35 protein-coding genes are annotated in these 23555 nt (G+C 59.5%); 9 read left to right on the forward strand and 26 right to left on the reverse strand.

Annotated elements, in window-relative coordinates; translation table 11 throughout:
• Nucleotides 1-41 precede the first annotated feature (41 nt).
• The 3 genes from PG899_RS07755 to dsdX all read right to left on the reverse strand — a co-directional run bounded on the left by PG899_RS07755 (nucleotide 42) and on the right by dsdX (nucleotide 3238).
• Nucleotides 42-218, reverse strand: a complete 177-nt coding sequence (locus PG899_RS07755; protein WP_011705338.1) for a hypothetical protein — start codon at nucleotides 216-218, stop codon at nucleotides 42-44.
• 334 nt (nucleotides 219-552) lie between these two features.
• Complete coding sequence (locus tag PG899_RS07760; protein ID WP_077097112.1) at nucleotides 553-1884, reverse strand: D-serine ammonia-lyase; 1332 nt, start codon at nucleotides 1882-1884, stop codon at nucleotides 553-555.
• Nucleotides 1885-1900: 16 nt separating this feature from the next.
• Nucleotides 1901-3238 (reverse strand): D-serine transporter DsdX, encoded by a 1338-nt coding sequence (gene dsdX, locus PG899_RS07765; RefSeq protein ID WP_077097111.1) that lies wholly within the window; start codon nucleotides 3236-3238, stop codon nucleotides 1901-1903.
• A 214-nt stretch (nucleotides 3239-3452) separates the two neighbouring features.
• On the opposite strand from dsdX, the gene dsdC reads away from it, so the two are divergent.
• The 3 genes from dsdC to PG899_RS07780 are packed head-to-tail and all read left to right on the forward strand — an operon-like array spanning nucleotide 3453 to nucleotide 6165.
• Complete coding sequence (dsdC, locus tag PG899_RS07770; RefSeq protein WP_077097109.1) at nucleotides 3453-4412, forward strand: DNA-binding transcriptional regulator DsdC; 960 nt, start codon at nucleotides 3453-3455, stop codon at nucleotides 4410-4412.
• A 42-nt stretch (nucleotides 4413-4454) separates the two neighbouring features.
• Nucleotides 4455-5120: a class I SAM-dependent methyltransferase gene (locus PG899_RS07775; protein WP_077097107.1), complete on the forward strand. Its 666-nt coding sequence runs from the start codon at nucleotides 4455-4457 to the stop codon at nucleotides 5118-5120.
• Nucleotides 5104-6165, forward strand: coding sequence for an HNH endonuclease (locus PG899_RS07780; protein WP_077097105.1), 1062 nt, complete (start codon nucleotides 5104-5106; stop codon nucleotides 6163-6165). Before PG899_RS07775 ends, PG899_RS07780 begins: the two co-directional genes overlap by 17 nt.
• Before the next feature lie 141 nt (nucleotides 6166-6306).
• Here the strand turns inward: PG899_RS07780 and PG899_RS07785 are convergent, their stop codons facing one another.
• The 23 genes from PG899_RS07785 to PG899_RS07895 form a co-directional block, all read right to left on the reverse strand.
• Complete coding sequence (locus PG899_RS07785) at nucleotides 6307-7482, reverse strand: site-specific integrase (RefSeq protein WP_270697302.1); 1176 nt, start codon at nucleotides 7480-7482, stop codon at nucleotides 6307-6309.
• The gene (locus PG899_RS07790; protein WP_042642185.1) at nucleotides 7449-7646 is read right to left on the reverse strand and encodes a hypothetical protein; all 198 of its coding nucleotides are present in this window, start codon (nucleotides 7644-7646) and stop codon (nucleotides 7449-7451) included. The genes PG899_RS07785 and PG899_RS07790 overlap by 34 nt, the downstream gene beginning before the upstream one ends.
• Nucleotides 7639-8076, reverse strand: a complete 438-nt coding sequence (locus PG899_RS07795) for a hypothetical protein (protein WP_043163220.1) — start codon at nucleotides 8074-8076, stop codon at nucleotides 7639-7641. Before PG899_RS07795 ends, PG899_RS07790 begins: the two co-directional genes overlap by 8 nt.
• Before the next feature lie 136 nt (nucleotides 8077-8212).
• A complete protein-coding gene (locus PG899_RS07800) occupies nucleotides 8213-8524 on the reverse strand; it encodes a DUF4406 domain-containing protein (RefSeq protein WP_270697303.1) in 312 nt (103 codons plus the stop codon).
• Between the two features lie 226 nt (nucleotides 8525-8750).
• The gene (locus PG899_RS07805; RefSeq protein WP_270697304.1) at nucleotides 8751-9593 is read right to left on the reverse strand and encodes a hypothetical protein; all 843 of its coding nucleotides are present in this window, start codon (nucleotides 9591-9593) and stop codon (nucleotides 8751-8753) included.
• Nucleotides 9590-10210: a hypothetical protein gene (locus PG899_RS07810; protein WP_182954188.1), complete on the reverse strand. Its 621-nt coding sequence runs from the start codon at nucleotides 10208-10210 to the stop codon at nucleotides 9590-9592. The genes PG899_RS07805 and PG899_RS07810 overlap by 4 nt, the downstream gene beginning before the upstream one ends.
• Nucleotides 10207-10551 (reverse strand): hypothetical protein, encoded by a 345-nt coding sequence (locus tag PG899_RS07815; protein WP_270697305.1) that lies wholly within the window; start codon nucleotides 10549-10551, stop codon nucleotides 10207-10209. The genes PG899_RS07810 and PG899_RS07815 overlap by 4 nt, the downstream gene beginning before the upstream one ends.
• Complete coding sequence (gene rdgC / locus PG899_RS07820; RefSeq protein ID WP_270697306.1) at nucleotides 10548-11699, reverse strand: recombination-associated protein RdgC; 1152 nt, start codon at nucleotides 11697-11699, stop codon at nucleotides 10548-10550. The genes PG899_RS07815 and rdgC overlap by 4 nt, the downstream gene beginning before the upstream one ends.
• A gap of 22 nt (nucleotides 11700-11721) precedes the next feature.
• A complete protein-coding gene (locus PG899_RS07825) occupies nucleotides 11722-11898 on the reverse strand; it encodes a hypothetical protein (RefSeq protein ID WP_182954176.1) in 177 nt (58 codons plus the stop codon).
• A gap of 59 nt (nucleotides 11899-11957) precedes the next feature.
• Nucleotides 11958-12560, reverse strand: coding sequence for a DNA N-6-adenine-methyltransferase (locus tag PG899_RS07830; RefSeq protein WP_180911581.1), 603 nt, complete (start codon nucleotides 12558-12560; stop codon nucleotides 11958-11960).
• A complete protein-coding gene (locus PG899_RS07835) occupies nucleotides 12560-12700 on the reverse strand; it encodes a hypothetical protein (RefSeq protein WP_162901894.1) in 141 nt (46 codons plus the stop codon). The genes PG899_RS07830 and PG899_RS07835 overlap by 1 nt, the downstream gene beginning before the upstream one ends.
• Nucleotides 12697-13914 (reverse strand): hypothetical protein, encoded by a 1218-nt coding sequence (locus PG899_RS07840; RefSeq protein WP_270697307.1) that lies wholly within the window; start codon nucleotides 13912-13914, stop codon nucleotides 12697-12699. Before PG899_RS07840 ends, PG899_RS07835 begins: the two co-directional genes overlap by 4 nt.
• A gap of 50 nt (nucleotides 13915-13964) precedes the next feature.
• Complete coding sequence (locus PG899_RS07845; RefSeq protein WP_270697308.1) at nucleotides 13965-15053, reverse strand: hypothetical protein; 1089 nt, start codon at nucleotides 15051-15053, stop codon at nucleotides 13965-13967.
• A gap of 56 nt (nucleotides 15054-15109) precedes the next feature.
• On the reverse strand, nucleotides 15110-15400 hold the full coding sequence (locus tag PG899_RS07850) for a hypothetical protein (protein ID WP_149152969.1): 291 nt from the start codon (nucleotides 15398-15400) through the stop codon (nucleotides 15110-15112).
• Nucleotides 15401-15570: 170 nt separating this feature from the next.
• Entirely contained in the window at nucleotides 15571-16449 is an 879-nt protein-coding gene (locus tag PG899_RS07855; protein ID WP_270697309.1) for a hypothetical protein, read from the reverse strand.
• 9 nt (nucleotides 16450-16458) lie between these two features.
• Nucleotides 16459-17481 carry a YqaJ viral recombinase family nuclease gene (locus PG899_RS07860; RefSeq protein WP_270697310.1) on the reverse strand — a complete coding sequence of 341 codons (1023 nt, stop codon included), beginning with the start codon at nucleotides 17479-17481 and terminating at the stop codon, nucleotides 16459-16461.
• Nucleotides 17478-17846, reverse strand: a complete 369-nt coding sequence (locus tag PG899_RS07865; RefSeq protein ID WP_270697311.1) for a hypothetical protein — start codon at nucleotides 17844-17846, stop codon at nucleotides 17478-17480. The genes PG899_RS07860 and PG899_RS07865 overlap by 4 nt, the downstream gene beginning before the upstream one ends.
• Before the next feature lie 2 nt (nucleotides 17847-17848).
• Complete coding sequence (locus PG899_RS07870) at nucleotides 17849-18040, reverse strand: PA3496 family putative envelope integrity protein (RefSeq protein WP_270697312.1); 192 nt, start codon at nucleotides 18038-18040, stop codon at nucleotides 17849-17851.
• A 75-nt stretch (nucleotides 18041-18115) separates the two neighbouring features.
• A complete protein-coding gene (locus tag PG899_RS07875) occupies nucleotides 18116-18802 on the reverse strand; it encodes a KilA-N domain-containing protein (protein WP_270697313.1) in 687 nt (228 codons plus the stop codon).
• A gap of 328 nt (nucleotides 18803-19130) precedes the next feature.
• Nucleotides 19131-19649, reverse strand: coding sequence for a hypothetical protein (locus PG899_RS07880; protein ID WP_103858380.1), 519 nt, complete (start codon nucleotides 19647-19649; stop codon nucleotides 19131-19133).
• A 315-nt stretch (nucleotides 19650-19964) separates the two neighbouring features.
• A complete protein-coding gene (locus PG899_RS07885) occupies nucleotides 19965-20210 on the reverse strand; it encodes a hypothetical protein (RefSeq protein ID WP_047234852.1) in 246 nt (81 codons plus the stop codon).
• A 231-nt stretch (nucleotides 20211-20441) separates the two neighbouring features.
• The gene (locus PG899_RS07890) at nucleotides 20442-20879 is read right to left on the reverse strand and encodes an HNH endonuclease (protein WP_270697314.1); all 438 of its coding nucleotides are present in this window, start codon (nucleotides 20877-20879) and stop codon (nucleotides 20442-20444) included.
• Between the two features lie 482 nt (nucleotides 20880-21361).
• Nucleotides 21362-21976, reverse strand: a complete 615-nt coding sequence (locus PG899_RS07895) for a helix-turn-helix domain-containing protein (protein WP_077096166.1) — start codon at nucleotides 21974-21976, stop codon at nucleotides 21362-21364.
• A 136-nt stretch (nucleotides 21977-22112) separates the two neighbouring features.
• Between PG899_RS07895 and PG899_RS07900 the strand changes: the two genes are divergently transcribed.
• The 6 genes from PG899_RS07900 to PG899_RS07925 form a co-directional block, all read left to right on the forward strand.
• A complete protein-coding gene (locus PG899_RS07900; RefSeq protein ID WP_047234854.1) occupies nucleotides 22113-22319 on the forward strand; it encodes a Cro/CI family transcriptional regulator in 207 nt (68 codons plus the stop codon).
• Between the two features lie 38 nt (nucleotides 22320-22357).
• The gene (locus PG899_RS07905) at nucleotides 22358-22747 is read left to right on the forward strand and encodes a hypothetical protein (protein ID WP_270697315.1); all 390 of its coding nucleotides are present in this window, start codon (nucleotides 22358-22360) and stop codon (nucleotides 22745-22747) included.
• Between the two features lie 3 nt (nucleotides 22748-22750).
• Nucleotides 22751-22969, forward strand: a complete 219-nt coding sequence (locus tag PG899_RS07910; protein ID WP_270697316.1) for a hypothetical protein — start codon at nucleotides 22751-22753, stop codon at nucleotides 22967-22969.
• A gap of 53 nt (nucleotides 22970-23022) precedes the next feature.
• Nucleotides 23023-23178, forward strand: a complete 156-nt coding sequence (locus tag PG899_RS07915) for a hypothetical protein (protein WP_196299338.1) — start codon at nucleotides 23023-23025, stop codon at nucleotides 23176-23178.
• Entirely contained in the window at nucleotides 23171-23302 is a 132-nt protein-coding gene (locus PG899_RS07920) for an adenylate cyclase (protein WP_109421920.1), read from the forward strand. The genes PG899_RS07915 and PG899_RS07920 overlap by 8 nt, the downstream gene beginning before the upstream one ends.
• Before the next feature lie 61 nt (nucleotides 23303-23363).
• On the forward strand, nucleotides 23364-23555 hold a 192-nt coding region (locus tag PG899_RS07925; protein ID WP_270697317.1), incomplete at its 3' end, for a replication protein.

Raw genomic sequence — 23555 nt, forward strand, 5'->3', positions numbered from 1 at the left:
TTATGGGTGATGGGCGGGTGCCGAGGGGGGCACCCAATGGGTCAGGTGGTTTTTTCCACGTGCTGCTGGTAGATCTGCTGCCACTTGCTGAACTCGGCCTCGTCTCCCTGGGCCTGCCAGAACTCGCAGATGGAGCTGGCGAGTTCGGATGCCATGGCGTGATCCCCATCGCGGCGACTCATCAGATATTGTCCCAGCCAGCTTTGATATTGTTTCATTGCCCGATCTCCTTATCTCGTGTGTCTTGCTGACCGCCGCCAGGCTTTGTGCCGGACGGGGCCATCAGGCCACGGTTTTTCTGCATGCCCGTGATGGTTGTGATCGACGGATTGGGTCGCGATCTCGCCGGATCAGGGCGCCAACGTGGGTGCAGATGTCAAAAAACGGCCACTATCGTATCACAAAATAACCAGCTTGGGGGGATTGTCGGCAATTCAGGGTGTCCAGCTGTCTGGCCGTCTGGCTTACAAGGGGGCGAACAGCGGCGCCATCTTGCTGATCCCACACGAGAAAAACCCGCCAGTCTGGCGGGTTTTATGGCTGAAAAAAAGATCAGCGGCGGGCGCTGGCCAGGTACTTTTCCATCTCCTCGGCGGGCACCATGCCGCCGCCAGTGGCCCATACCAGGTGGGTGGCCCGAGCCATTTTTGCTGCATCCAGCCCCTGACCGGCCTGCCACTCAAGGTTGGCCGCGACGCGCCACGGGCCTGCCATGCCGGCCAGGGCAGAAGGTTCGAGCTTGATCTGCTCAGCGCGGGCCAAGAGTCCGAGCAGGTCATACATCTCCTGATCGCTAAGGGTGTAGAAACCTGCCAGCAGCCGCTCCATGGCGCGGCCGACAAAGCCGGAAGCGCGCCCCACGGCGAGGCCGTCGGCCGCAGTGAGGTTGTCGATGCCAAGGTCTTGCACCGCAATGGCATCGTGCAAGCCGGTGTGGACCCCGAGCAGCATGCAGGGGGAGTGGGTCGGCTCGGCGAACAGGCAGTGAACGTGGTCACCGAACGCGAGCTTGAGGCCAAAGGCCACCCCGCCGGGGCCGCCACCGACGCCGCAAGGCAGGTAGACAAACAGCGGATGGTCGGCGTCCACCACAATCCCCATTTCATCAAACTGCTTTTTCACCCGCTCACCGGCTACCGCGTAGCCGAGGAACAGGGTGCGTGAGTTCTCGTCATCGATGAAGAAGCAGGCGGGATCGCGCTCGGCCTCCTTGCGGCCCTGCTCCACCGCGACCCCGTAATCCTCGGCGTATTCCACCACGATGGCACCATGTTCGCGCAACTTGCGCTTCTTCCACTCCCGCGCATCAGCCGACATGTGGACGGTGACGCGAAAGCCGAGGCGGGCACTCATGATGCCGATGGACATGCCGAGGTTGCCGGTGGAGCCCACCGCGATGCTGTACTGGCTGAAGAAGTGGCGGAACTCGTCTGTGAGCAGCTTGCGATAGTCGTCCTCTTCGCAGAGCAGACCGGCCTTGATGGCCAGTTGCTCGGCGTGGGCCAGCACCTCGTAGATGCCGCCGCGCGCCTTGATGGAACCGGAGATGGGCAGATGGCTGTCTTTTTTCAGCAGCAATCGACCGGTGACCTCAACGCCGTAACGCTGGTTGAGAGTGGCCTGCATCGCCGGGATAGCGGCGATCTCGGACTCGAGAATGCCCTTGCTGGCGCGGGTCTCGGGGAAGGCTTCGCACAGGTAGGGGGCGAAGCGGGCCAGGCGGGAGGAGGCATCCGCCACATCGCTGCCATCGAGCTCCACATAGGGAAGACCTTCCACCAGGGTGGTGGCCTTGGGGTTGAACCAGCTGACCGGTTCCAGCGCGATCAGGGATTGCAGCAGCGGAAACTGCTGGGTGAGTTGTGATACATCGATGTTTTTCATGGTGTTCTCGGCCTCGTTACACGATACAGGAGAGCAGGAAAGTGCCGGCCAGCGCCATCAGGGAGGCGACAAAGGTGGCGGTAGTGTAGTACTTGAGCGTTTCGTTCAGGGTGGCGCCGCAATACTGCTTGACCAGCCAGAACAGGGAGTCGGTCACCATGGTGCAGCCAATAGCACCGGAGCCGATGGCGAGCGTCATGATCTCCGGGCTGATGTTCGGGTAGTGCACCATGATGGGGGAGACGATGGCGGTAGCCCCCATCATGGCGACGGTGGCGGAGCCCACGGCGGCGTGCAGCACGATGGCCACCAGCCAGGCCAGCAGGATGGGATGCATGTCGAGCTGGGAGAGAATGGTGGCCAGGCCGTTCCCAAGGCCACTGGCCTTGAGTACCCCGTTGAAGGCGCCGCCGGCACCGATGATCAGCAGTATGTTGGCGATGGAGGAGAAACACTGCTCGGTCTGGTCCAGCAGCCCTTCCATCTGCATGCGCCGGCGGATCCCCAGCACGTAGTAGGCGGTGAAGGCGGCGATGAACATGGCGGTGATGGGGTTGCCGATAAACTCCAGCAGGGTATAGAGGTGGCTGGCGTGATCCATGTTGAGCTCGGCCACCGTCTTGACCAGCATCAACAGGATGGGCAGCAACACGGTGAAGAGAGAGGCGCCCAAGGTCGGCAGCTCGGCCTCGTTGCGGGCCTGGATGTCGGCAAAGGCGGCAGGCACCCCCTTGAACGGTACCCGCTTGCCCAGCAGCTTCAGAAACAGCGGGCCGCCTACCAGCGAGGCAAACAACCCGACCGCGAGGCCATAGACGATGACGGATCCCACATCGGCACCCAGCTGGTTGGTGACATAGAGGGCGGCGGGGTGGGGCGGCACTATGCAGTGCACGGCCATCAGGGCGGTACAGAGTGGAATGGCCAGGGTCAGCAGCGAGGTGTTGGTCTTGCGGGCGATGGAGAAGGCCAGCGGAATGAGCAGCACCACCCCCACCTCCACAAACAGGGTGATACCGCATACCAGCCCGACCAGCACCATGGTCACCTGGGGCGACAGCCAGCGGCACTGCTGCAGGGCGAGGCCGATGCGCTCGGCGGCGCCCGACACCTCCATCATCTTGCCGAGTATGGTGCCAAGGCCGATGACGGCGGCCAGAAAGCCCAGGGTGCCGCCTATGCCTTCCTCCATGGCATTGACCATCTTGAGCGGGTTCATCCCCATCAGGGCGCCCACATAGAAGCTTGCCAGCAGCAGGGCGAGGAAGGGGTGGACCTTACCCTTCACTATGGTGACGACGATCAGCAGTATGCTGGTCAGCAGGGTTCCGACGATCCACATTTCTGAATTCATGGCGTGCCTCTGTCATGGGAATGATGTTGGCGCTATTGAATGAAAATGCAGGTTCCCTGACAAATGATGAAATCGGCAGCTTGGGTGAGCTAGGTTGATGCAAAGGTGCCACATTCATCACATTTATGTTGTGAAGGTGGTTTTGCGTGGCGTGAGATGATGCAGAGGACCACTTTTTCGGTATCATCGGTGCCGGTTTCGCAAGGGGGGGCATATGTACGGCGAAGATAACTATGTGGCGAGAAGCAGTGTTGCGGGAAACAAGCTGCTCAACGGCTATCAGCTGGCCAGACTGCACACCTTCGAGGCGGCAGCCAGACACGGCTCCTTTGCGCTGGCCGCCGACGAGCTGGCGCTCAGCCCGAGTGCGGTGAGCCACCGGATAAGCGCCCTGGAGGAGGATCTCGGCTTCAAGCTGTTCCAGCGCTTTCACCGCAAGGTGGCGCTGACGGCAGACGGGCAGCGGGTGTTCTGGGCGCTCAAGTCATCGCTGGAGTTCATCAACCAGGAGATTCTGGAGATCCGCCATCAGGAGCTGTCGGGCACCCTGACCATCTACTCGCGCCCCTCCATCGCCCAGTGCTGGCTGGTGCCTCGGCTGGCGGATTTCTCCCGCCTGCATCCCCAGATCGAGCTCAACATCATGACCGGCAACGAGAACATCAACCTGCATGGTTACGGCATCGATCTCACCCTCTATTTCGACGACAAGACGCCTGCGCGGCTCGCCATCCATCCGCTGATGGACGAGTACATGGTGCCGGTGTGCAGCCCTGAGTATGCCAAACAACACGGGCTGCTCGGCAACCCGGCCAACCTGGCGCACTGCCGCCTGCTGCATGATCGGCAAGCCTGGGGCCATGACTCCGACGGCGACGAGTGGTCCAGCTGGGCCGAGCAGTCCGGCGTGTCGCTTTCGGCATGCAGGGCCAGCATGGGGTTTGATCGCTCCGATCTTGCCATCATCGCCGCCATGAATCACGCCGGGATCGCCATGGGACGCCAGAACCTGGTGAGCAAGCGGCTGGCACGGCGCGAGCTGGTGGCCCCCTTCCCGGACATGGCGGTGCGCTGCGCCCAGCGCTACTACATCGCCACTCTGCCCAATTGCCAGAACCCCAAGGCGCAAGCCTTCATCGACTGGGCCTGCCAGCAGGCAGGGGAGAGGGATTGAGCCCCCTTCTGTATATGAAGGAATAGCCAACTAACTGATCCTGTGAGATTATTTTTATTCCTTTCCCGATTGGAACGCATCGTGTCTCTTGCTTACTACCAGTATCATGCCCACGAACTGGCGGCCCGCTATCAACAGATCCCTGCCCGTGCCGTTCATGGTGATTGGCTCAGATTGCTGGAACCCTGGCTGGTGGTGGCCCCACGCAGATTGCTTGACGTAGGGGCGGGCAGTGGACGGGATACAGCCTTTTTGGCTGGCCTTAACCCCGGCCACCATGTGGTGGCGGTCGAACCTTGCCATGCCTTCAGTGCGTTGGGTCAACACCATACTCGCACGCTAGCGGTGACGTGGGTCAATGATTCCATGCCAGCACTCTCTCATGTAATCGGCCCTTTTGATCTGATCCTGCTCAGTGCGGTCTGGATGCATTTGTCTTTGGCGGATCGCCCGCTGGCCTTGGCTCGTCTTGGTGAGCTGCTGTCGCCACAGGGTTATCTGGTGTTGAGCCTTCGCTTCTCCGTATCGGAGCAGGAGGCGCGGGAGCGGGCTATGTTCCCAGTGAGCCTCGAGGAAGTTGAGTGTCTGGCACGGAAGGAGGGGCTGACGATCCTCCATGCCTCGGCCCTACAACAGGATGTCATGGCTCGTGGTGAGTTAAGTTGGCAGAGCCTGATCCTGGGGGGAACACATGCACGCCTCCCCTGAGCAACAACTTGCTTTCATCGCTTATCTGCAGCGTATTTTCACCGAAGGCGACTTTGTGGCTACTTACAAGTGCGCCTTGCTTCACGGGATTGCAGATATCGCCATCGGGCGTAATGCCGATAGCCATGAACTGGCTGCTGCCCGTACCATCACGCTGGATGAGCTTGCAGCCAAGTTTGTTGAGCTTTACTGGCAGCACTCTCTACCTTACTCGGCAACGGAAGAAAGTGCTGCTTTGCTCAAGCAGAGCAGCGGACGTCAGGCAATCATGCTGACAGAGTTGTCTCGGCTGCGTGAAGAGGGTGTGAGTTCGGTGACCGCTTTGCGGGGCCATTCTGCTTGGCGGCCTCTCATTGCCCGAGTGCGGCGTATCTTGATTGAAGGCCCGTTATGGCGTTTGCAGATCCTGGGAGGGCAGGAGGTGTGCCACCTCTATCCTCATCACAAGGGGGTGGATCACATTTGCCTTAACCCCGGTATTCTCTACTGTCTTCATCGCTTTTACGATCTGGTGGTTTCCCTCTCCCGAGAACATTGGTTGCAACTTATCTGCGACATAAAGGGGAATCAGGGGCTGATTGGTCCCAGTGTGGGGCTGGAAGATTTTCTCTTTGGTTCACGCCGGCAGGGGCTGGGACGGGTTGGGAAAGTACTGAGAGAGTTGCAGGGGGGAACCTGCTTCTACTGCCGCAAGGCGATACAGGGGGCTGGCGAGGTGGATCACTTCATCCCTTGGCGCCGTTATCCTCTTGATCTGGGTCACAACTTCGTGCTGGCACATGCTAACTGCAATCGCAGCAAGCGAGACTTCCTCGCAGCGCCAGAACACAGGGATGCCTGGTATGAGCAGAATATTGTGACGCACGGAACACTCCTCACCGACGAGCTCAGGCTTTTGGTGGGGGTTGATGCCGAACGTTCTACCGCTATAGTGACCTGGGCCTATCAGCAGGCCGTTCGTGAGCAGGCTCGGTTGTGGCGGGGCATTGACGAGTTTGTTGACGTTACAGTGCCTGGGTTGGATATCTCCCTGCCTTCTTGGTAGGCGTGAATCTTTTTCTAAGTGTCAGGATGCCGGATATAAAAAGGGCCACCTCTTGCGAGGTGGCCCTTTCCAAACGTTTGGTGCTGGGGGGATTTGAACCCCCGGACCGTGCAGCTTTACCAATTGAACTATAAGGCTTTTTTATTTTCCGGTTGGATTTTGGATCAGGATTGGCGCTTTTGCAGTCTGGCCGTCGTACTCGGCAAGGTAGGATCCGTAGTGCCGAAACAGCATTTCTGGCCCCTTGTGTCCCATCTGGGTGGAGAGCCAAAACAGGTTGCAGCCGCGGCTGATGTTGGCGGTGGCGAAGGTGTGGCGGGTTTGGTAGAGGTGGCGGTAGCGAACGCCGGACCGCTTGAGGGTGTAGAGCCAGGCTTTCTTCCTGATGGCGTCGGCCCCGGCCCAGGGCTGGTTGAGCTTGGGGTCGTCAAAGACATACTCCCCCCGCATGAAGGTGAAGCGCTTCTGGCTGGTCAGCGCCGCCAGCGCCTCGCCGGTCAGCTCGATGGTGCGAGTTCCGGCCCGGGTCTTGGTGGTTTTGATGACCCCGACCACTTTGGCGCGCGACACCTGCACGGTGTTACCGACCCAGTCGATGGCCTCCCAGCGAAGGGCGCACAGCTCAGACGGCCGCATCCCGGTTGCGAAAGCGAAGGAGAACAGGTTGGCCCACTGCTCATTGATGCCGTGGGCTGTTGAGATGATGGCGGCCACTTCCTCCGGGGTGAAGGGGTCCACGTCCTTGGCTCCCTGTTCGGGAACTGAACTCCCGTCCAAATATCGGGAAACGGTCACCAGCGAAACCGGGTTTGATGCCAGCAAACCATCCGTGACAGCCTCGTCGATTGCGCTGCGCAGGAACGACAGCCGGTTGCGCGCTGTCTTGGCGGTAGTGCCCCCCCGGATCAGCCAGTTTTTCACTTGGGCGGGGGTCAGCTCCGAGACGGTGATCCCGTGCAGGTCGGCCAGCGCCTTGTGGCATTTGCGGTACCCAACCATTGTGGATGGGCTCAGCCCCCGGCGTTCACATCGCTGCAGGTACTCGTCCAGGTAATCGGCCACCTTGGCGGCGATCGAGGCACCACCGAACATCCGCAGCTTCTTGGACTTCGGGAAGTAGTCGGCGTAGGCGAACTGGCCACGCTCAATCTTGCCTTGTATCTCCCCGAGCAAGCGGGAGGCGTAACGCACGTTGGCGGTGGTGTTCGGCAAGTTGGACAGGGGCTCGCGACAGCGAACCCCCTTGAACGTGAAGGTGATGTTGATCGTATCCCCGCGGACCGTTACGCCGCGTGGGAGCTGTTTTTCATTGCCCACTTGGTTACCTCCGCGATGTTGACCCAACGCTCCTTTACCCCGTCCACGTTGACGATGTGCACCCCCAACTGCCAGATACCGCGCTGGATCCGCTTGTTGATGGTGTCCCGGTCGGTGAGCTCGATAGTGCTCAGGTAGGTGCTGAGCGGGATGGCGTCAGGCATTCTCATTATGATGAGCTGGCCCTGAATGTGGGTTTGCGCCGGGTCTGCTGCTGTTCCCATGGTTGTTGGTCCTCGTCAGTCTGGTGATTTCATCCCGGCCCGCTCGGTTGTAGAGGAAGCATTCCACCTGCTTCCTGCTGCTGACCGCCTGGTCAAGGCGGTACTCCCCGAACGCCGGGCGTTTGAGTTGGTGCTGGTTGGCCAGCCGGCCAATGGCCTGGGCACTTACCCCCAGCTCCTTGCCCAGCTCGGTGGCGCTCCAGAGCTGGCCAGCAACCCGGGGCGCTTCGATAGGCAGATCGAAGTGCGCAAGGATGCGGCCAATCTCGGCGAGCTTGGCCGATCGGGAAAGGGTGGGGGAGCGCACGGCGCTGACCAGCTCGTTGAGAAGCTGGCTGTCCTGGTCGATGGTCAGTTGAAGTTGTTGCATGGCGTGGCCCTCCTGTCTCAGAGGATGGGGCGCCGGGTGGATTGAAGGAAGGGCCGCGATTACAGCAGGGTCAGCACCATCAGTGCGGCCAGGGTGTTTAGCGCCAGGATGGCGAGCCCGGCAGCCCGCTGTCTGGTCATGCCGCCACCTCGTCAGCCAAGTGCGGCACGGGGAGGATTATGGCCTTGCCGAGCTTGATGGCCAGGGCGTGCTCTGCTCTGGCGCCGGCGCTGCGCTCCCAGCCAGGCAGCATGACCAACTGATCGGCCATCTTGACCATCTCGATGCAGATGGCCATGTATTGGTGCTGCTCCAGCCCATCCGGCAGGATCGCCGGGTTTAGGGCCACATGGCCCAGGCCAAGCAGGCGGTGCGCCTCGGCATTGAAGGCGTCGCGGTTGAAGTTCGGCAGGCCTGAGATAGGCCCGGCTATGTAGATTTTCGCCATGGTGAGTCCTTGAATTGGAAGCCCCGGGCAGGCCGGGGATCTGGTTATGCTCGCCAGCCCCGGTACCCGATAAAGCCGGGATCCATGACTTGCCTGAACGGCAGGACGGGGAGGTGGGCTATCAGGGTCTTGAGCTGGGGGTTATCGGGTTGGCTGTCGATGGTGACCCGGGCGCCTGGGTTGATCCGGAGGTATCTGGCGCAGGTCTCGTCTGCTTCGGTACGGGTCAGGCCTTGCTGGATGATCGGCTCTCTAAAGCGCACGGCTCACCTCCTTGGCGTGGCGGGATCTGGAAGGAGTCACCCGTCCACGGTACTTCGCCGGCGATCCGCTTGAGCATCGCTGCAGCGTCATGCGCCGGGTCGTCACTGAACCCGTTGGCGATGGACTGCAGCACTGCGGTGAGCTCAAACTCCTGACCTTCGGTGATGGTGCGGCCTTTCACGAGAGCCGGCACCTGGCCAGCCAGCAGATCCCGAGCACGCTCTCGCACCTCGAGGCGCACTATCAACCCGCCAGTGGAGTACGGCAGTTCCACGAGATCCCGCACGATGTCCAGCGCCGCCTTGAGCCGGCTCTGCACTTTGTCATGCTGTCCCTGCAGCTCGCGGTAGCCCTGCTCGGTCGGGGTGGTAGCGGCCTCGGTACACGCTGCATCAAGTCGCACACATAGGGTGACAGCCAGAGCTGAGTCGATGCGCTCGTCCAGATCACCAGGGAAGCACCAATCCCCCTCAACGCCATCTCGCAATTCCCGCAGCAGGGAAGCCAGCAGGTGGCATTGGTCGGCCATGGCCACCATGCCATCAGCCAGTGCCTGCTCGTGCTTGTGGTGGTTTGCCAGCAGATCCAGCCGCGACTTGAGCGGGTGGTCTGCCGGAACAGCGCCGGTGGAGATAGCGCGCTCTATTGCCACGCCGGTTCTGTTGCTCTTATCCAGCATCTCCTGCATGCGTCGCTGCAGTTTCTCCACATCAGAAAACAGCACATAGCGCCCAGTGTTGTGGGCCTCCATGCACTCTCCAAACTCGCCACGCTTGTCGGCCAGTGTGCAGTTGAATCGCTTCACGATTGCTCTCCTTCCACAAATTCGAGGGCGGCAGCCACTTCCGGCAGCAGCTCGTCCCAGGTGGCTATGGCGCCGTTCTGGTGCCAGCCTGCTACCCCCTGGCTGTTGTTCATCACTCCAAGCACACCATTCAGCGCATCGAGCAGCACATCCCGCTGCTTGGTCATGGCGGCCAGCTTCTGCGCCGGGGTGAGGCCATGGGTACGCTGCATAGTGATGGTGAAGGGGCCTGTTTCAGGGTGGCTGCCGCTCAGCTCCAGGTAGTTGGTGGCGCTGTTGGCCTTGAACTGTCCGGCGAATGATGCCGCCACCATCTGTAGCGCTATGCCTGACATGGAGATGTTGAGCCCGTCATGGGTGTTCATCTCTTTGAGGTAAGCCTGCTTGGCCACAAACTCGGCCAGGCTCACGCCCTCCAGCTCCTTGGTGTCGTAGCCGTCCAGTAGGTTCCAGCAGGCGGCCAGCCGCCGGGCATTGGCGGCGGTGACTGACTCGGCGACCAAGTGGCCGCCGTAGTATTCGACGGCATCGCTGCCGCTCATTTCTGGGACGGGGTGGTCTGCCACAACCGCCCCGGAATGGCCCACCCGCAGCAGGCCCTTGGTGTGTTCGTTCATACATCCCCCAGCATTCTGATTTCGTCGTCCGTCAGGCCAGCGGCCCGGGCCTTGTCCATCACCCGCAGGCGCTCGGCGTTAAGCGCGTCAGCGCGGCGATCTGCGTCGTTGGGCTCGATGATGCTCACCGGCGCCAGCCAACTGCCTCGCACCTTCACGGCGATCTCCTTGCTGACGTTGGCGTCGCTCCCCTGGACGCCCTTGCGTATCGCCATGCGTGCGGCGGTTGCGGGTGAGCCACAGAAGTGGATCGGGTACTGATACCCACGCCCCTCGGTGAGGTCGGTGTTGGTGTAAACCACCCAGACGTCCTTGGTGTCGGTTATGGTGAGGTCGGTCATGCGGCACCTCCGGCAATCACTTTCCGGAGACCCTGCGAGTCGGGCGTACTGACGATGCCCCTGGTCTCCATGGCTTCAACAAGCCACGCTGCACGGTTGTATCCAATCCTGAAATGGCGCTGGATTGCACTGATAGAAGCCCTGCCTGACTCCATTACGAATTCAACGGCATCTTGATAAAGCTGGTATTGGTCAGCCGGAAGTGCTTCACATGCCGCTTTCTCCTCTGCCGGGGCTTGGTAGTCCATCATGGTGCAGAGGTCGGTGATGGCCTTCGACAGCAGGATGAGGTTCGCAGCGTTGCACTGGCGCCAGTGGTGGGCGTAGTCATCGGCGTCATCATCCGAGTCGTAATCCGGCATGGTGATGGCGCGCAGGCTGAAATCGCTGTTCAGCTTGAAGCTGATGGGTTCGTGCCACAGCTCCAGCTCTTCCACCTGGTAGCCAGCTTCCAGCAGGGAAACAACATCAGAGGCGCGCTCCCCGTTGAGATCCATACCCTTGAAGGTCACCATCTCTTGCGCGGTGTCGGCAGACTTGAGCTTGACGAACTGGAGCGGGGAGAAGGGGCCGAGCGCTTCTGGGCGCTCTGCGCTATCGGTCAGGTAGTCTTTCAGGCGGTTGCTGATCCCCATCTTGATGTCGTCGATGTGGATGGTCTGGGTCTTGAGCGAACCCATGCACTTCACCAGCAGGTGCATGACCACCTTGAGCGGGCGCTTGGTGGTGGTGTTGAGGTACAGCAACTCGTTGTTCTGGTCATACAGGGCGTGGACAAGCGTGGTTTCATATTCGGCGGTGGAGGCCATTTCGACAATCAGTTGCTCCTTCATGGCCTGCTTCTCTTTGCGGGTAACCTTCTCACGCAGACCGGAGGTTATCAGCGCGTCAACGCGCTCTTTGAGCTTGCGGTTGACGATCTTGGTCGGAATGAGCTTGGTGTCTTGGCGCACGACGAATACGTAGCCGACGCCTGGCAGGTTGGTAACAAGCTCGCCGGTCACCTGGTTGTTCTCGAACCCGGCGCAGCTGAGCTGATTTTCAGTGAGCGGAGTGAAGGAGAGTTCGGCCAGGTGTTCGCGCATGGCGCCGATGGCTGGGAGCTTGGCGCTGTAGACGCTGGCAGATTTGAGTACGGAGTGATTCATGGTCAGGGATCCTTTTGGTTGGTTAGGTGCGGGCTTTTGCCAGCAGGTCGTGGATCTTCTTGGCTGCGGCCTCGGCGGTTTGCCTGTCGCAGGTGATGCCGCCTGGCAGAACGAACTTGCCTGGCTGCTTGGGATCGGGCATGACGACGCCCAACCCGATGACTACTGCACCGCAGTAGGGGTTTTCCGTGGCTTTCATGGGGGCCCTCGAGTTATCCACTCGTTTCTGTGTGGCGGGCGGTGGATTGGTTGGGGGTATCAGGCCGCGCGCTTAGAGCCAATGCCGCGCACAAAGGGGATGCGAGGGGATGCACCAACCTTCATGGTGGGGAAGGCAATCAGGGCGCAACCGAAGTTGGCTCCGCTCTTTCTGGTTGCGCCATCGCGCTCGTAGAACTGATAACGGCCATCCGGCTCGTAGATGATCACATCCTCGGCCAGCAAGCGGCGCCACCATGTTGTCAGCGGCTCGTATGGCAGCAGCATCATCCCTGGCCTGCCATTGGCTTGCTGCTGGCGGGCCTGGGTGATGAACTCAGGTTTCAGGTCGAACGGCGGGTTACACCACCAGTGCTCTGGCCAGTCAAGGTTGAGGCTGTCGATGCCCATACAGATGGTGCCTGCCTGCTCCGCCTCGCGTATCTGGGCGCGAACATCATCACGGGTGCGGTAGTCCAGCAGCTTTTCCAGCAGCAGGTGGCTGGTGAAGTAGTGGCTGCACTTGGCAGTGAGCGGCTCGGCGGCGATATCGCACTCGAAGTTGCGTCCGTAGAGCGCCTGCGCATCGGCAAAGCACTCCCAGGTGGTGGCCCAGAAGTTCTTGTCGCTGGCCGGGGTGCCGCTATCAATCAGGATCGCCATCAGCGCACCTCCTTGGGGTCGATGCCAAGCTGGCTGGCCAGCTGGCGGCGCTCTATCTCATCGCGTTTTCGCTGGCGTTGTTGGAGTAGCGGTTTCGTCTTGCGGTCTTGCACCATGCCGCGGTGGCGGTAGAGGCTCATGCTGCCTCCTGGTGTTGCTCTTCCTGCTTGCTGGCGGCGAACTGCTCCTCCCACAGCTTCACCTTGAGCTCGCAGGCATAGACGATCTGGCCGACCAGCTTCTGGCCGATCCCCTTCACCTTGTCCAGCTTGTTCCCCTGGTGGCTCATCACCTTGTAGAGGGTGTCGATCCCGGCCTCTTCCAGCGGCTTGATGGTGCGCGGCGGTAGGCCGCATTCATGGATGCTGACTGTCTTGGCCCATTCGGTGCGGGGTTGCAGGTGGGGGTGACTCTGCTCCAGTGCCTCCTGCATGAAGGCGAAGATGTCCTGCGTCATGGCATCAGGGGCCCCGGAACCATAGGGCGCCGGGTAGATGGGGTTCATCCACTGGCTCAGCATGACCGAGCATCCGGAGCCATCGGATTTCATGGCGTGCAGCTTCCAGCTGAGGTCGTTGATGAGGTAGGGGAGGTTTGATTTCAGGCCATGATCCACCATGTATACGTCCCAGAGTGTGCCATCCTCGCCCTTGTAGGTGTTGGCGAGGTGCTTGTGCCAGACCAGCTTGGCGGCGCGACTGCTCTCCAGCTCCATGATGACGGTATGGCGGCGCTCAAGCTCGCGATCCTGCTCGTTGATGGCGCCCAGCAGCTCCTTGATGCGGCGCTCCAGCTTCAATACCTCCGCGCGGTAGGCGGCCTCGTTGCTCTTGTGCTTGGCGATGGCGGTGCGCTGCTCCTCAAGCAGCTCGTTCTTCTCCTTGATGCGGCGTTTCATGCCTGCCGGATCCATGGCGTTGAGGTCGGCCAGTTGACGCTCGAGTTGGCGGGCGTTGTATTGCAGGGCGCTGTATTTGGTCTGGACATCGTTTAGGGCGCGCTGGGCCTTGTAGAGCTCGTCGGCCTTGGCTTCCAACCCGGTGGCGCCTTCTTGTCGTGCGGTAGTAATGCGCTGCTCGGCTTCGGCAACCTGCTGGCGCAGCTGGCTGACCAGGGCAGCCTGGGTGAGCAGCTCGCCATCCCGGCCTTCCAGCTCGCCGATCAGGGTGTTGAACTCGTCGATGTGGGCGTTGGCGGCCTCGCTGATCATGGTCAGGTTGGCGTTGAGCAGGGTTTCGAAGCTGCCGATGGCGGCCTTGGCCGGGCCGTCCGGCATCAGCAGGATGTTGCGGATCTGGCTGGTGAGGGTGTTCAGGGCGAGACTGGTCGCCTCGCTGGGGTTTAGCGTGGTCATGGTTGGTCCTCTGGGAGTGCAAAAGCCCCGTTGGTGGTGGGGCGAGGTGGTCAGTAGTTGATGGTCAGGTGGGCGATCTTGTTGTTGGCGATGTGCTTGATGAGGTTGATGGCTTTGCCCTCTTCGATCCCCAGGCCCATCAGATCCATCAGGATGGCGTTGTTGATGGTGCGGCGGTGCTCCATGTCGGCGGCGCGACGCTCGTCTTCTTGTTGCTTGCGAGCCTGCTCCAACTCGATGCGCTGACGCTCCTGCTCGGCGGCGCGGGTGGCAGCCTCCTCAGCCTGGCGTGCAGCGTTGGCTTCGGCCTGCTGGCGGGCCAGCTCGGCGGCTTCGGAATCACGCCGGGCCTGCTCTGCAGCCTGCTGTGCCACCTGGGCTTGGCGTTGGGCCTCCTGCTCGCGGTGCTGGGCGGCTTCACGCTCCAGGCGCTGGCGATTCTCTTCCTCCCGGCGGGCTTGCTCCGCCGCCTGCTCGGCTATCAGGCGCTCGCGGTCGATGCGATCCTGTTCAGCCTGCTTCTGGCGCAGTTGCTCCAGCTCTGCCTGCTCGGCTTCGTACTTCTGGCGGGCTGCCAGGGCCTCGCCGAGGCGCTTGGCGGCGAGCTCCTTGGCGACGGTCGCCTGTGGCAGCAGCTCTTGCCAGGTGTCGTCCAGGGCGTTCTGCTCGACCTCATTCAGCATGACCTGCAGGTCGGCGGCGGCGATCTCGATGCTGGCAGGGGATCCCAGTTCATTGAGGCGGGCCAGTCGGGATTGCAGTGCTGCCACTCGGGCTTCCTCTGCCGCTTCGTACTGGGTGAGCGGGGCGCGCACCTCGTCTTTCAGGTCGTCCAGGGTGTCGCGGATCTGCTTGCGATTGGCGTCGATGCGCTTGGGGATCTCCTTGAACTTGTCCGTTTGCTCTTTGCCGAGCCCGTCCAGGTAGGTCTTGGTGCGGGCGACAGCATGGGCGACGCTGGCGATCTCTTTGCGCCCCTTAGCGGTGGTTACGTCAGGAACCAGGCTGGATGCCTTCTGGCGAATGTCGGCCAGCAGTTCAGCCACGCCTTGCCCCTCGGTGAACAGGGCGACGGCGGTAGTGGGTTCGATGACAACCAGCTGGGTCTGGGCGGTGTCGGTCTTGGCTTGTTCGGTCATGGTGGGGTCCTTGTGGCGCTATGCCATAAAAAAGCCCGCTGGTTAGCGGGCTATTGTTAATCTGTATGGGCTATGTACTCGAAGGTTATGATAGGTTTTCCATGTTGATTTACGGCTTCTCCCCAGCGGCTGAATCGCCCACCAAATGTTCCAATAACTCTCTCAGTTACCTGATCAGATGTCATATCGATGGGGCATTTCCCCCTTTTGATCATGGTGAAGTGGGTGTGTGGAAGGCTTATCCATTCCAACTTTGAGCCATCCATTTCCTTGTAGTAGTCATCCAGGCTTTTCATTGGCCGCCACTGCTGGGTGGTTACTGCTCTATGAGTGGGGCGCTCGATCATTGATGCACCGAACTCCTTACCACACTCATCGCAGTGGACTAAGCACTCAGTGCAATATCCGCATGGTGCACTTATATGGCATGAACAATCCCCATCAGCTCGACGCATAACCCCGGCACATCCATCCCTCCGGCAGATTTCTCCCTCCTCTTCACCTACGCTCATTGCCGTCATGCCGCACCATCCAAGGCGCGCTTGCGCTCGCCGGCGATCTGCTTGATACCTGCGATGATGTTCTGGTCGCCGGTTTCGTTGGCCCAGGTCCAGGCGGTGGTGTAGGCCTGTTGCCACTCAGCAGTATCACAGGCCCCCTCGATGGCTGCGCAGTGGTCGGCGTAGGCGCTTGAGTGGTCTACCCCGTTTGACTGTGGTTCAGCGTCAATAACGGCCGGGGATTCCTGCTGCTCGGTGGGAGCTGTTTGGCGGGCTGACTTGATGCGATCCAGCACGGCGCTGGTGCGGCTGGCTGGTTTGGCTGCTGGGACGCCGGTAGGCGCAGAATTGAGTTCTTTCTCCACCGGGTAATCTTCGACCTCTTCGGCCACCTTGAGACCCTTGAGCACGTCGGCAAACACATCGCGCAGCGCGAAGGCACGGGCGCGGATGTAGAGCATCCGCTGCAGGTTCTTCTTGTAGGTGTCCTTGTTGAGGTGGCCAGCGAGGCGCGCATCCTCTTCCGAGAAAGTGCGGGTCTCTTCCGGTTCGCCACGGCGTTTGACGCTGCAGATGGCTGTCTTGGTGGCAGCGTCCCAGTCCTGCTTGATGTACTCGCAAAGGCCGGAGCCGCGCACCAGTGCTACCAGGGCGTCACCCCATACCGCAGGCACGTTGTTGATGACGGCGATATTTTGCAGGGCTTGCAGCGGCTTCAGGCCAATTTCAGATCCCCACTGGCAGGCGACCAGCACATCCCCGGCTTTCCCCTGATAGGACTTTGGCACGAGGTTGGAGTTGGCCAGCATATCTGCAAGCTGCATGGCCTCTTGCAGGTTCTGCGGCTCCATGAGGAATCCGCCCTTGTTTTGAGTGATGGTGGCAATGTTGTTCATGGTAACCCCTTAATTGACCCGGAACGTGCGGGAAGTGGATGGCTTGGTGTATGCGGCATAAGTTGCCGGGTCTGCCTTTTTGAAGGCGGTGGAGTCAAAACGATTGGTGGTGACCGGCTTCCAGGTGGCCATGGTGGCGCCGTTGCGACTGAGCACCTGTGCCGAACCCATAAAGCTCTGGATCTGGTTATCCACCTCCTTCTTCTGGCTTTCCAGCTCGGTAATCGCCTCGCTGAGCTCCTTGCGCTCTATGATGAGCGACATCACCTCGCTGTCAGCCTCAACCACTTCCTCAGTGGCGTCTTGCTCCACAGTCTCAAGTTGCGCCGCACCTTCCGGTGGTAGGTCAGCAATAACACAGTCGAACCAGAAGTTGGTTGCTGCTTCAACCATTGCGGCTATCAGTTCCTCATTGCGCGGAATGGTGTAAATCCGGTAGTCGCGCCCATCGATGAGCACGGCCAAATCAGACTCTTGCCTTCCTGTCACCAGCATGTAGTGCTGGCACTGGAGCAGATAGCTCTCTGGCGCTTCATCGCACGCGGTGATGAGGTTACCGCGCTCGTCGTAGACGTTGCCGGGGCCGAAACCAGCCTTCTTGGCAGCGAACCCGCTGGCGGTCTTGCACTCCAGTACCTTGTGCTCACCGACCATCCGATCAACGTTGCCTACCATCCAGGGGGCCACTTCTGCTTGGTAGTGGGTGTCATCGACTGTCACCAGCTGCCCGGTACGCTCGGCGTATTCATCGGCGACCACTGCCTCAAGCTTGTGTCCCCAGTGAATGGCGGGCTTGTCGGACAAGTCATCCTGGGTTTTGCGACCGGTCTTGATCAGCCAGAGGTCGAATGGTGTCTGATACTTGTTCAGGCCAAGGATGGTTCCGATCTCGGAACCACCGATGCCGAGCCGGCGGCGCAGGTGCCACTGCTCGTCTGGACTCAGGGCTGTTTGGTCGATGCCTGCCAGCAGCTTCTCGCAGTAGGCTTGGTGTTGCTGGCGCATTGTCAGCGTGTTGGCGGGGGCGTTCATGCTGCGCTCCTGTCTTTGTATTGTTGCCACTGGTCGTCGCTCATGGCGTCGTGCAACTGGGCCACATGTTCGTGCCATGCGTCGCGGGCCAGTCTAGCCAGCCTGCTATCCATCAGCTGTTGCAGCAGCGCCATGATCGGTTGTTTGTCCCCGCATACCATCAGCAGGTAAGCGGCCTGGTTGAGATCATCCCATTGGTCGGCGGTCACCTCGGCCAGCAAAGTGGCAGGCTCAGCGCCTTCCAGTTGGGCAGCCAGCAGGGTGGCGGCATGGTGTTCACACCACTCGGCGATCCACTCGGCCTTGGCGTTGGCCTCGGCCTCGCGGCTCTCCAGCAGGGCGAGCAGGGCGGTTTCGTTGGTCATGGCTACATCTCCATTTCCAGTTGCAGGGCTCGCGCTTCGTGATACTCCTCGATGGCGCGGCGGGTGGCGGCTTTGGTCTTGGCCATCCGCTTTTGCTCGGCGGATGGGGCGGCATCTACGTCATACTTGCGGCGGGTGGGTGGCACCATTGCGCCGCGAAAGCCCATCAGCTGGGCTTCGGTCAGATTTTTCATGGTCTGGGTCCTGTGGTGGTTAAAAACAAAAACCCCAGCACGAGGGCTGGGGTTGTTGGTTGAAACTGGCGCTGATTAGCGTGGCTGCATCAGCGATTTGGTGCGCCGAGTGACGGAAGCCAGGGTCAGCTTCATCAGGTCGGCCAGGTCGTCATTGCTCATCAGGTCGAGCATGCGCTGCATGTCGCGCGGGTCGGTTGGGTCGATGACGCAGGCGCGTTCGGCCACCGGCCAGAGGGTGAGGCAGTCACCGCCGTGACGGCCGCTCATGCTGCCGCTGTCGGGTTCGATGCTGAGCATGTAACGGGTAGTGCCCAGCTTGTGGCAGAGGGCCTTGGCCAGCTGCTGGCCGCTGCATTTGTGTAGTTCGCTGGCAACGGGCGGGAAGGGGGTGTCATTATCAGTCAGCTCGGCAAGCTGGCGGTGCAGTGCTTCGCTTTCGCTGCGGCGAATGGCTTGTGTCGCAGCGTATACATCAACCTCGAAAGCAGGCTCGATCCAGCCAGCGTATTTCATGGCGACCAACTCGACAGCCCATGTGCCGGGCTTGTTACCACCCCTCACTGTTTTCAATGCGGGAAATCCCGCTTTGGCCTCTACCGCTGCGATGTAGGCGCCATTGAAACGCTTGAACTCGCTGGGCTTGTGCGATGCAGTAGCCTTGCCTTGGGCGATGGCTGCTTTATGCAGGTCGTTGAGGTTGTACATGCCATCGGCTGCGATGGTGATGGAGTGGTTGGCAATGGTGAGTTGGGTATTCATGATGAGATCCTCTGAGTCAGATAAATCGCCACCATCAACGCCAATTTTCTGGTGGCGAACTGGGCAGGGTTGGCGTACCGGGACTCAAAGAAACCGGCGCCCCGAAGGGCCCCCACCCAGCCCGCCATAACTGAAATTGCGGGTACTACTGGGCCGCACATAAAAAAACACGCTGGCGCGTGTTGGTGCGCTTTAAGTCGAACGGGACGCCAATCCCGGCAACGGATTTTGCCGTTGCTTTTATAGTATCTAGAAACATTGGCATGGTTGTCAATCCATGAAAAAGCCCAGCAGTTGCTGGGCTTGGTATAAATGTTATGCGTTAAGGTTAAATCGGCGGCTTGCAGGAGGAGAGCTCATCGATCCCAGACTGGGGATTCGAAGGAAATTTGGCTTTCGCGCTGATCCCCTGAAATAAGATATCCATGTCTTTTGGCGACAAGCCTGCCCCACCATCTGGACCGTAAGCTGCATTCAGCAAAAAAGCCTGCCCTTTATCTGTGTCTGGCTTTACAAGCACAACCTTAATGCTCGGGGCGCTATAAACCACGGTAGATTTTAGCTTTACGCCATTTATCGTCACCGCAACGTCAGTAAAAGTTTCGCTTTTACTGCGAATTCCAGAATAAAACCTACTTGGCAGAGACAGAGCCATACTGCCTTGCCTGTTTATAACAAGCCCGATTATGTCATCCTCTGCCCTGGCTGACACGGTGCTTACCCCGGTAAGGTAATCGCAGTTATCGTCAACAATCCAGCCATTCCACTTGTTTTCTGGCTCTCCAGCCATAGCTTGTGCCGCGAGAAGCAATAGCATTGGCATTAAAATCTTCCCAGGTCGATTCATAACCCCTCCTTGTTTCGAAGGGGGTATTATGGATCTGTTTGGGGCGGCTGTCAGCCTGCAACCCCCTGATGCAAGGGGCTCCAGGCTGGCCACTGTTGCCAGTGGCCACCATTCACGTTCACGCACCGCCTTCCGGATTGAACGGGGTATCGGCGCATCCCTACCGGCATTGGGATTCGTGGTTGTGAGCCGGTTCCAGACTGTTAAAGAGCGTGCTCAGCCGAATTTGGCGTGAGCGGAGCCAAAGCAACCTTGTGGTGCTTGAAAAAGAGGCTTTGGCTACGGCGCTATCAGGGAAGCGCCAGACCCGAGAAATCAGACGGCGTTACGGTGGAACTCGGCGCGCCAGTGGAGGAGGGCGCTGTGCTTGGTGAAGCCGGTGGTGCGGCGCTGGGCGGCGCGAGCGGCGACGATGTGATGCTGCTCGGTGGCAAGCATGGCGATATGCAGGCGCTGCTTGATGGCCCGGCGGCGGGCGGCGTTGCCATTCAGGCGGTCGGCGATAGCGGCTACGATCTGGTCAGCTCGTTTCGCGGCTCTGGAAAAAATGCGCTTGGTCATGGTACATTCACTCCTGTTGGCGAGTTGGTCCTCGCTAATACCCACTTGATTCGTCATGCTGGGTCCTGTTTGCCGGGGTTGGTCCCCTGGCGACTTCCGATTGGGGGTGGTACCCCAGTCCTTCAAAGCCCGCCCTGTGCGGGCTTTGTCGTTCTTACGCGCTGGTCAGGCGCTTCTCACTGCTGCCCTGGTGAGGGGCCGGGTCCTGTTGCCGGGTGTCTTAATTTGGTATCAATTTCCATTTTTCAGGTACTTTGCTCGGCGGTGAATGCTTCTAGCTTTCTTGCAGTCATCACACCTACACCCTTGCTCGTACCTGCTATTTGTTCCGCATGCCTTTACCTGTCTTTTGGAGTTGTTAAGTCCACTATCCCAGGCATGCTTAGAGTTTTGCGATGCGCTTACCCACTCAAGGTTTGCGACATTGTTGTTTTGCTTATTTCCATCCTTATGATTCACCTGTGGCAGCTGGTCAGGGTTTGCTATGAATGCCTGCGCAACAGCCCTGTGAACCTTGAAGTAGATTGATTTACCACCCCTGCCGCCTACTCTTGATGTGATGAACGCATATCTCCCTGACGTGTTCACCTTCACCAATTTCCCTGTTCTCTTAGAGAGAACAAGACCCGTATCCGATACAGAAAAAAAACTCTTCAAAACCAACAACATCTCTATATTCCACCTGGAGCAGCTCCATAACTGAAAGCTCTAGATATACCACTACGAAAAGAGCACTACCGCGTTTTGGTCGCTCCATCCTGGCTTTTGGTACTGCCGCGACTGCGAGATATTTTTTGCATGCCAGCGCTCTTTTTGTAGTGCGCTCACCTTCCAGCAAGCTCGGTTCGGATAAACACGCTGCGCGTGTTGCTACGAACTAGGCGGGATCGATGGCAGTTGCCGCCTCATTGTTCACTGCCACCACCCCAAGACCTTCACCACGATTGGCCGCCTTCCACGCTGCCCCTTGCTGTTATCGGTCTTGGTCTGTTCGATTGCTTTACCGAACAAGGCAAAGGTTAATATTGCCGAACACTTGCGTCAATAGAAAATGTTCGGTTTTGCGAACTATTTTTTGGCGAGGGGTTGTTCCGCCAAATTGCGGACACAAAAAAGCCCGCGCGATGCAGGCTTAATTGAGGTGCATGCTTTTACTCTTTTGTGTTCCGGCGCAGTTCCACCATGCGGCCGAAGACAATCGCGTCCTTGATGGGCACCACACCCAGGCGCTGGTCGTCAGTCACCAGGGTTATGCCAGACAGGCCATCAAGCGCCTTGAGCAGTCTATCTTGTTGGCTGCTGACTATCCTTGCCAGCACCACGTCGTTGTGGCGGGGAGTGCGATCTGCCAGGTCGATAACACAGATGTCGCCGCTCTTGATGCCGGAGCCCGCGAGGTTGTCATCGTTAGCAATGATACCGATTAGCTGCCCATCGTAATCGCTGTATATGGTGTCGCGCCCATCAAGGGTGTGCAGGGCATCGGTTGGGTGCTCGGTGAGATCTGACATTTCCCACACGGACACCTTGCCAAGGTGCGTATCCGCTACATAGGTACCGCTCTCTTTACCGGTATAGAGCCATAGCGGGTCGCAGCCGATAGCTTTGGCGATAGAGAGCAGGCTGCTGACGCGCAGATCTTTGTGCGGGTCTGACAGCAGAACGGATATCACCGCCTTGCTCACGCCTGACTTGCGCACCAGGTCGGCTTGGTTCCAGCCGCGCTCATTGAGCATGTATTTCAGTCGATCTCTGAAAGAGGTCATGTCGCTCTCGTTCGAATAAAAAAACACTTCCCTATTCTGTCCTATTTCTTGTGCGCGATGCCGATGGTTGACTTGTTCGGAAAAGCGAACCAAAATGGGTTCTGTATTGTCAGTACCCACTACAGGACCCAGACCAATGAAGAAACATCAAGCCATCCAGTTTTTTGGCGGAAGTAACGCAATGGCTCGCGCCTTGGGCGTTACCAAAAGCACCGTATCTGAGTGGCCGGAGGTAATCCCGGCCAAGTATGCCACGCGCATTCATTTCGCTTCCGGTGGGCGTCTTGACTTCTGTCTTGAGGATTACCGCCCCGATCAACCTGAAACCCAACAGGCCGCCTGACCACCGGCCTGGTTCAGTACCAACAGAGGACCACCCCAATGGGAAGAATTGCCCAGCCAGACCATGAAAATCTGAGCACCATTTCTCCGCTTCGCGTTCGCGGAAACCCCGCGCAGCGCCAGGTGTGGAAGGAAGTCGGCGCCGAAATGAACATGACCGAAACTGCATTCGCCCGCACCTCGCTGCTCATCTTGCTCAAGGCAATATCTCAGCATGAGCCGCAGATCCTGGCGAGAGCCGTAAAACGAGCCAACCGGAGCCTGGTTGAACAAGGGTTCCCGCCCGTGACCGTCGAAGAAATTCTTGAGGGATCCGGCCTGCCCGAGCGGGGCCTGCTGCAGTTCACCCTGGAGGATGAGGCCGCATACAACCAAGAGCGCCCACTCCGCCCACTGCAAAAACTCATCAACTTCGTTCTCGGGAGGTAACCAATGAACACCCTAGCCAGACCGCCGCGACCGGCATCCCAGTACGTCAGCGATCGCGACAACATCGTTTTGAAGGCCGTCATGCATGAGCTGGCCCTGGCCCTCGATGAGCCGCTGATTTCTACCGCACATGCCGCTGGCACCGATCGCCAAGCCGTTCGCCTGGCCCGCGAGCTGGAAGCCCGCACCCTGGAGCGTGCCGAAGCACAACCCAGCGCATAAGCAGCACCTGCCCGCCTCACCAGCGGGCAGCTTAAACACCACAGGACCCAACAATGACCAATTCAACCATGGCCCATGGGGGCCACCCCTTGCTGAACGACCTCAACCACTGCCCACTGTGCGGCAGTGATCTGCAGTCCGGCACCAATGACCGCGCCTACGAGTGCCCCACCTGTGAGTACACCGAGCAGGAGGTGGCTCATGGTTAACACCTCATCCGTTGCCACCTGGGAGCTCTATGAGCTCAAGAAGCGGGAATTGCAAGCAATGGGGTTATCCCAGCGTGAGTACGAGCTGGCCGTGCGCCAGCTTGCTGATGAGCTGGGGGTGTGAGATGGCGGCGCTTTTGAAGTTTCCAGATAGACGCCCACAGAGTACCCCACAGGAGGTTCGTGTGGCAGACCTTGACGATGGCTATACCCGCTTAGCCAACGAACTGTATGACGCACTCATTGAGTCTGATTTAAGCAAGAACGAGCAAAAGGTTGCGCATGCTATCTGCCGTTGCACTTATGGGTTCAACAAAAAGGTAGATCGCATTGCTGATAGCCAGATAGCAAAGCGCACAAAGCTGTCTCGGCAGGCA

Origin of the sequence: Aeromonas sp. QDB39, assembly GCF_027707585.1 — a bacterium.
GTDB lineage: Bacteria > Pseudomonadota > Gammaproteobacteria > Enterobacterales > Aeromonadaceae > Aeromonas > Aeromonas hydrophila.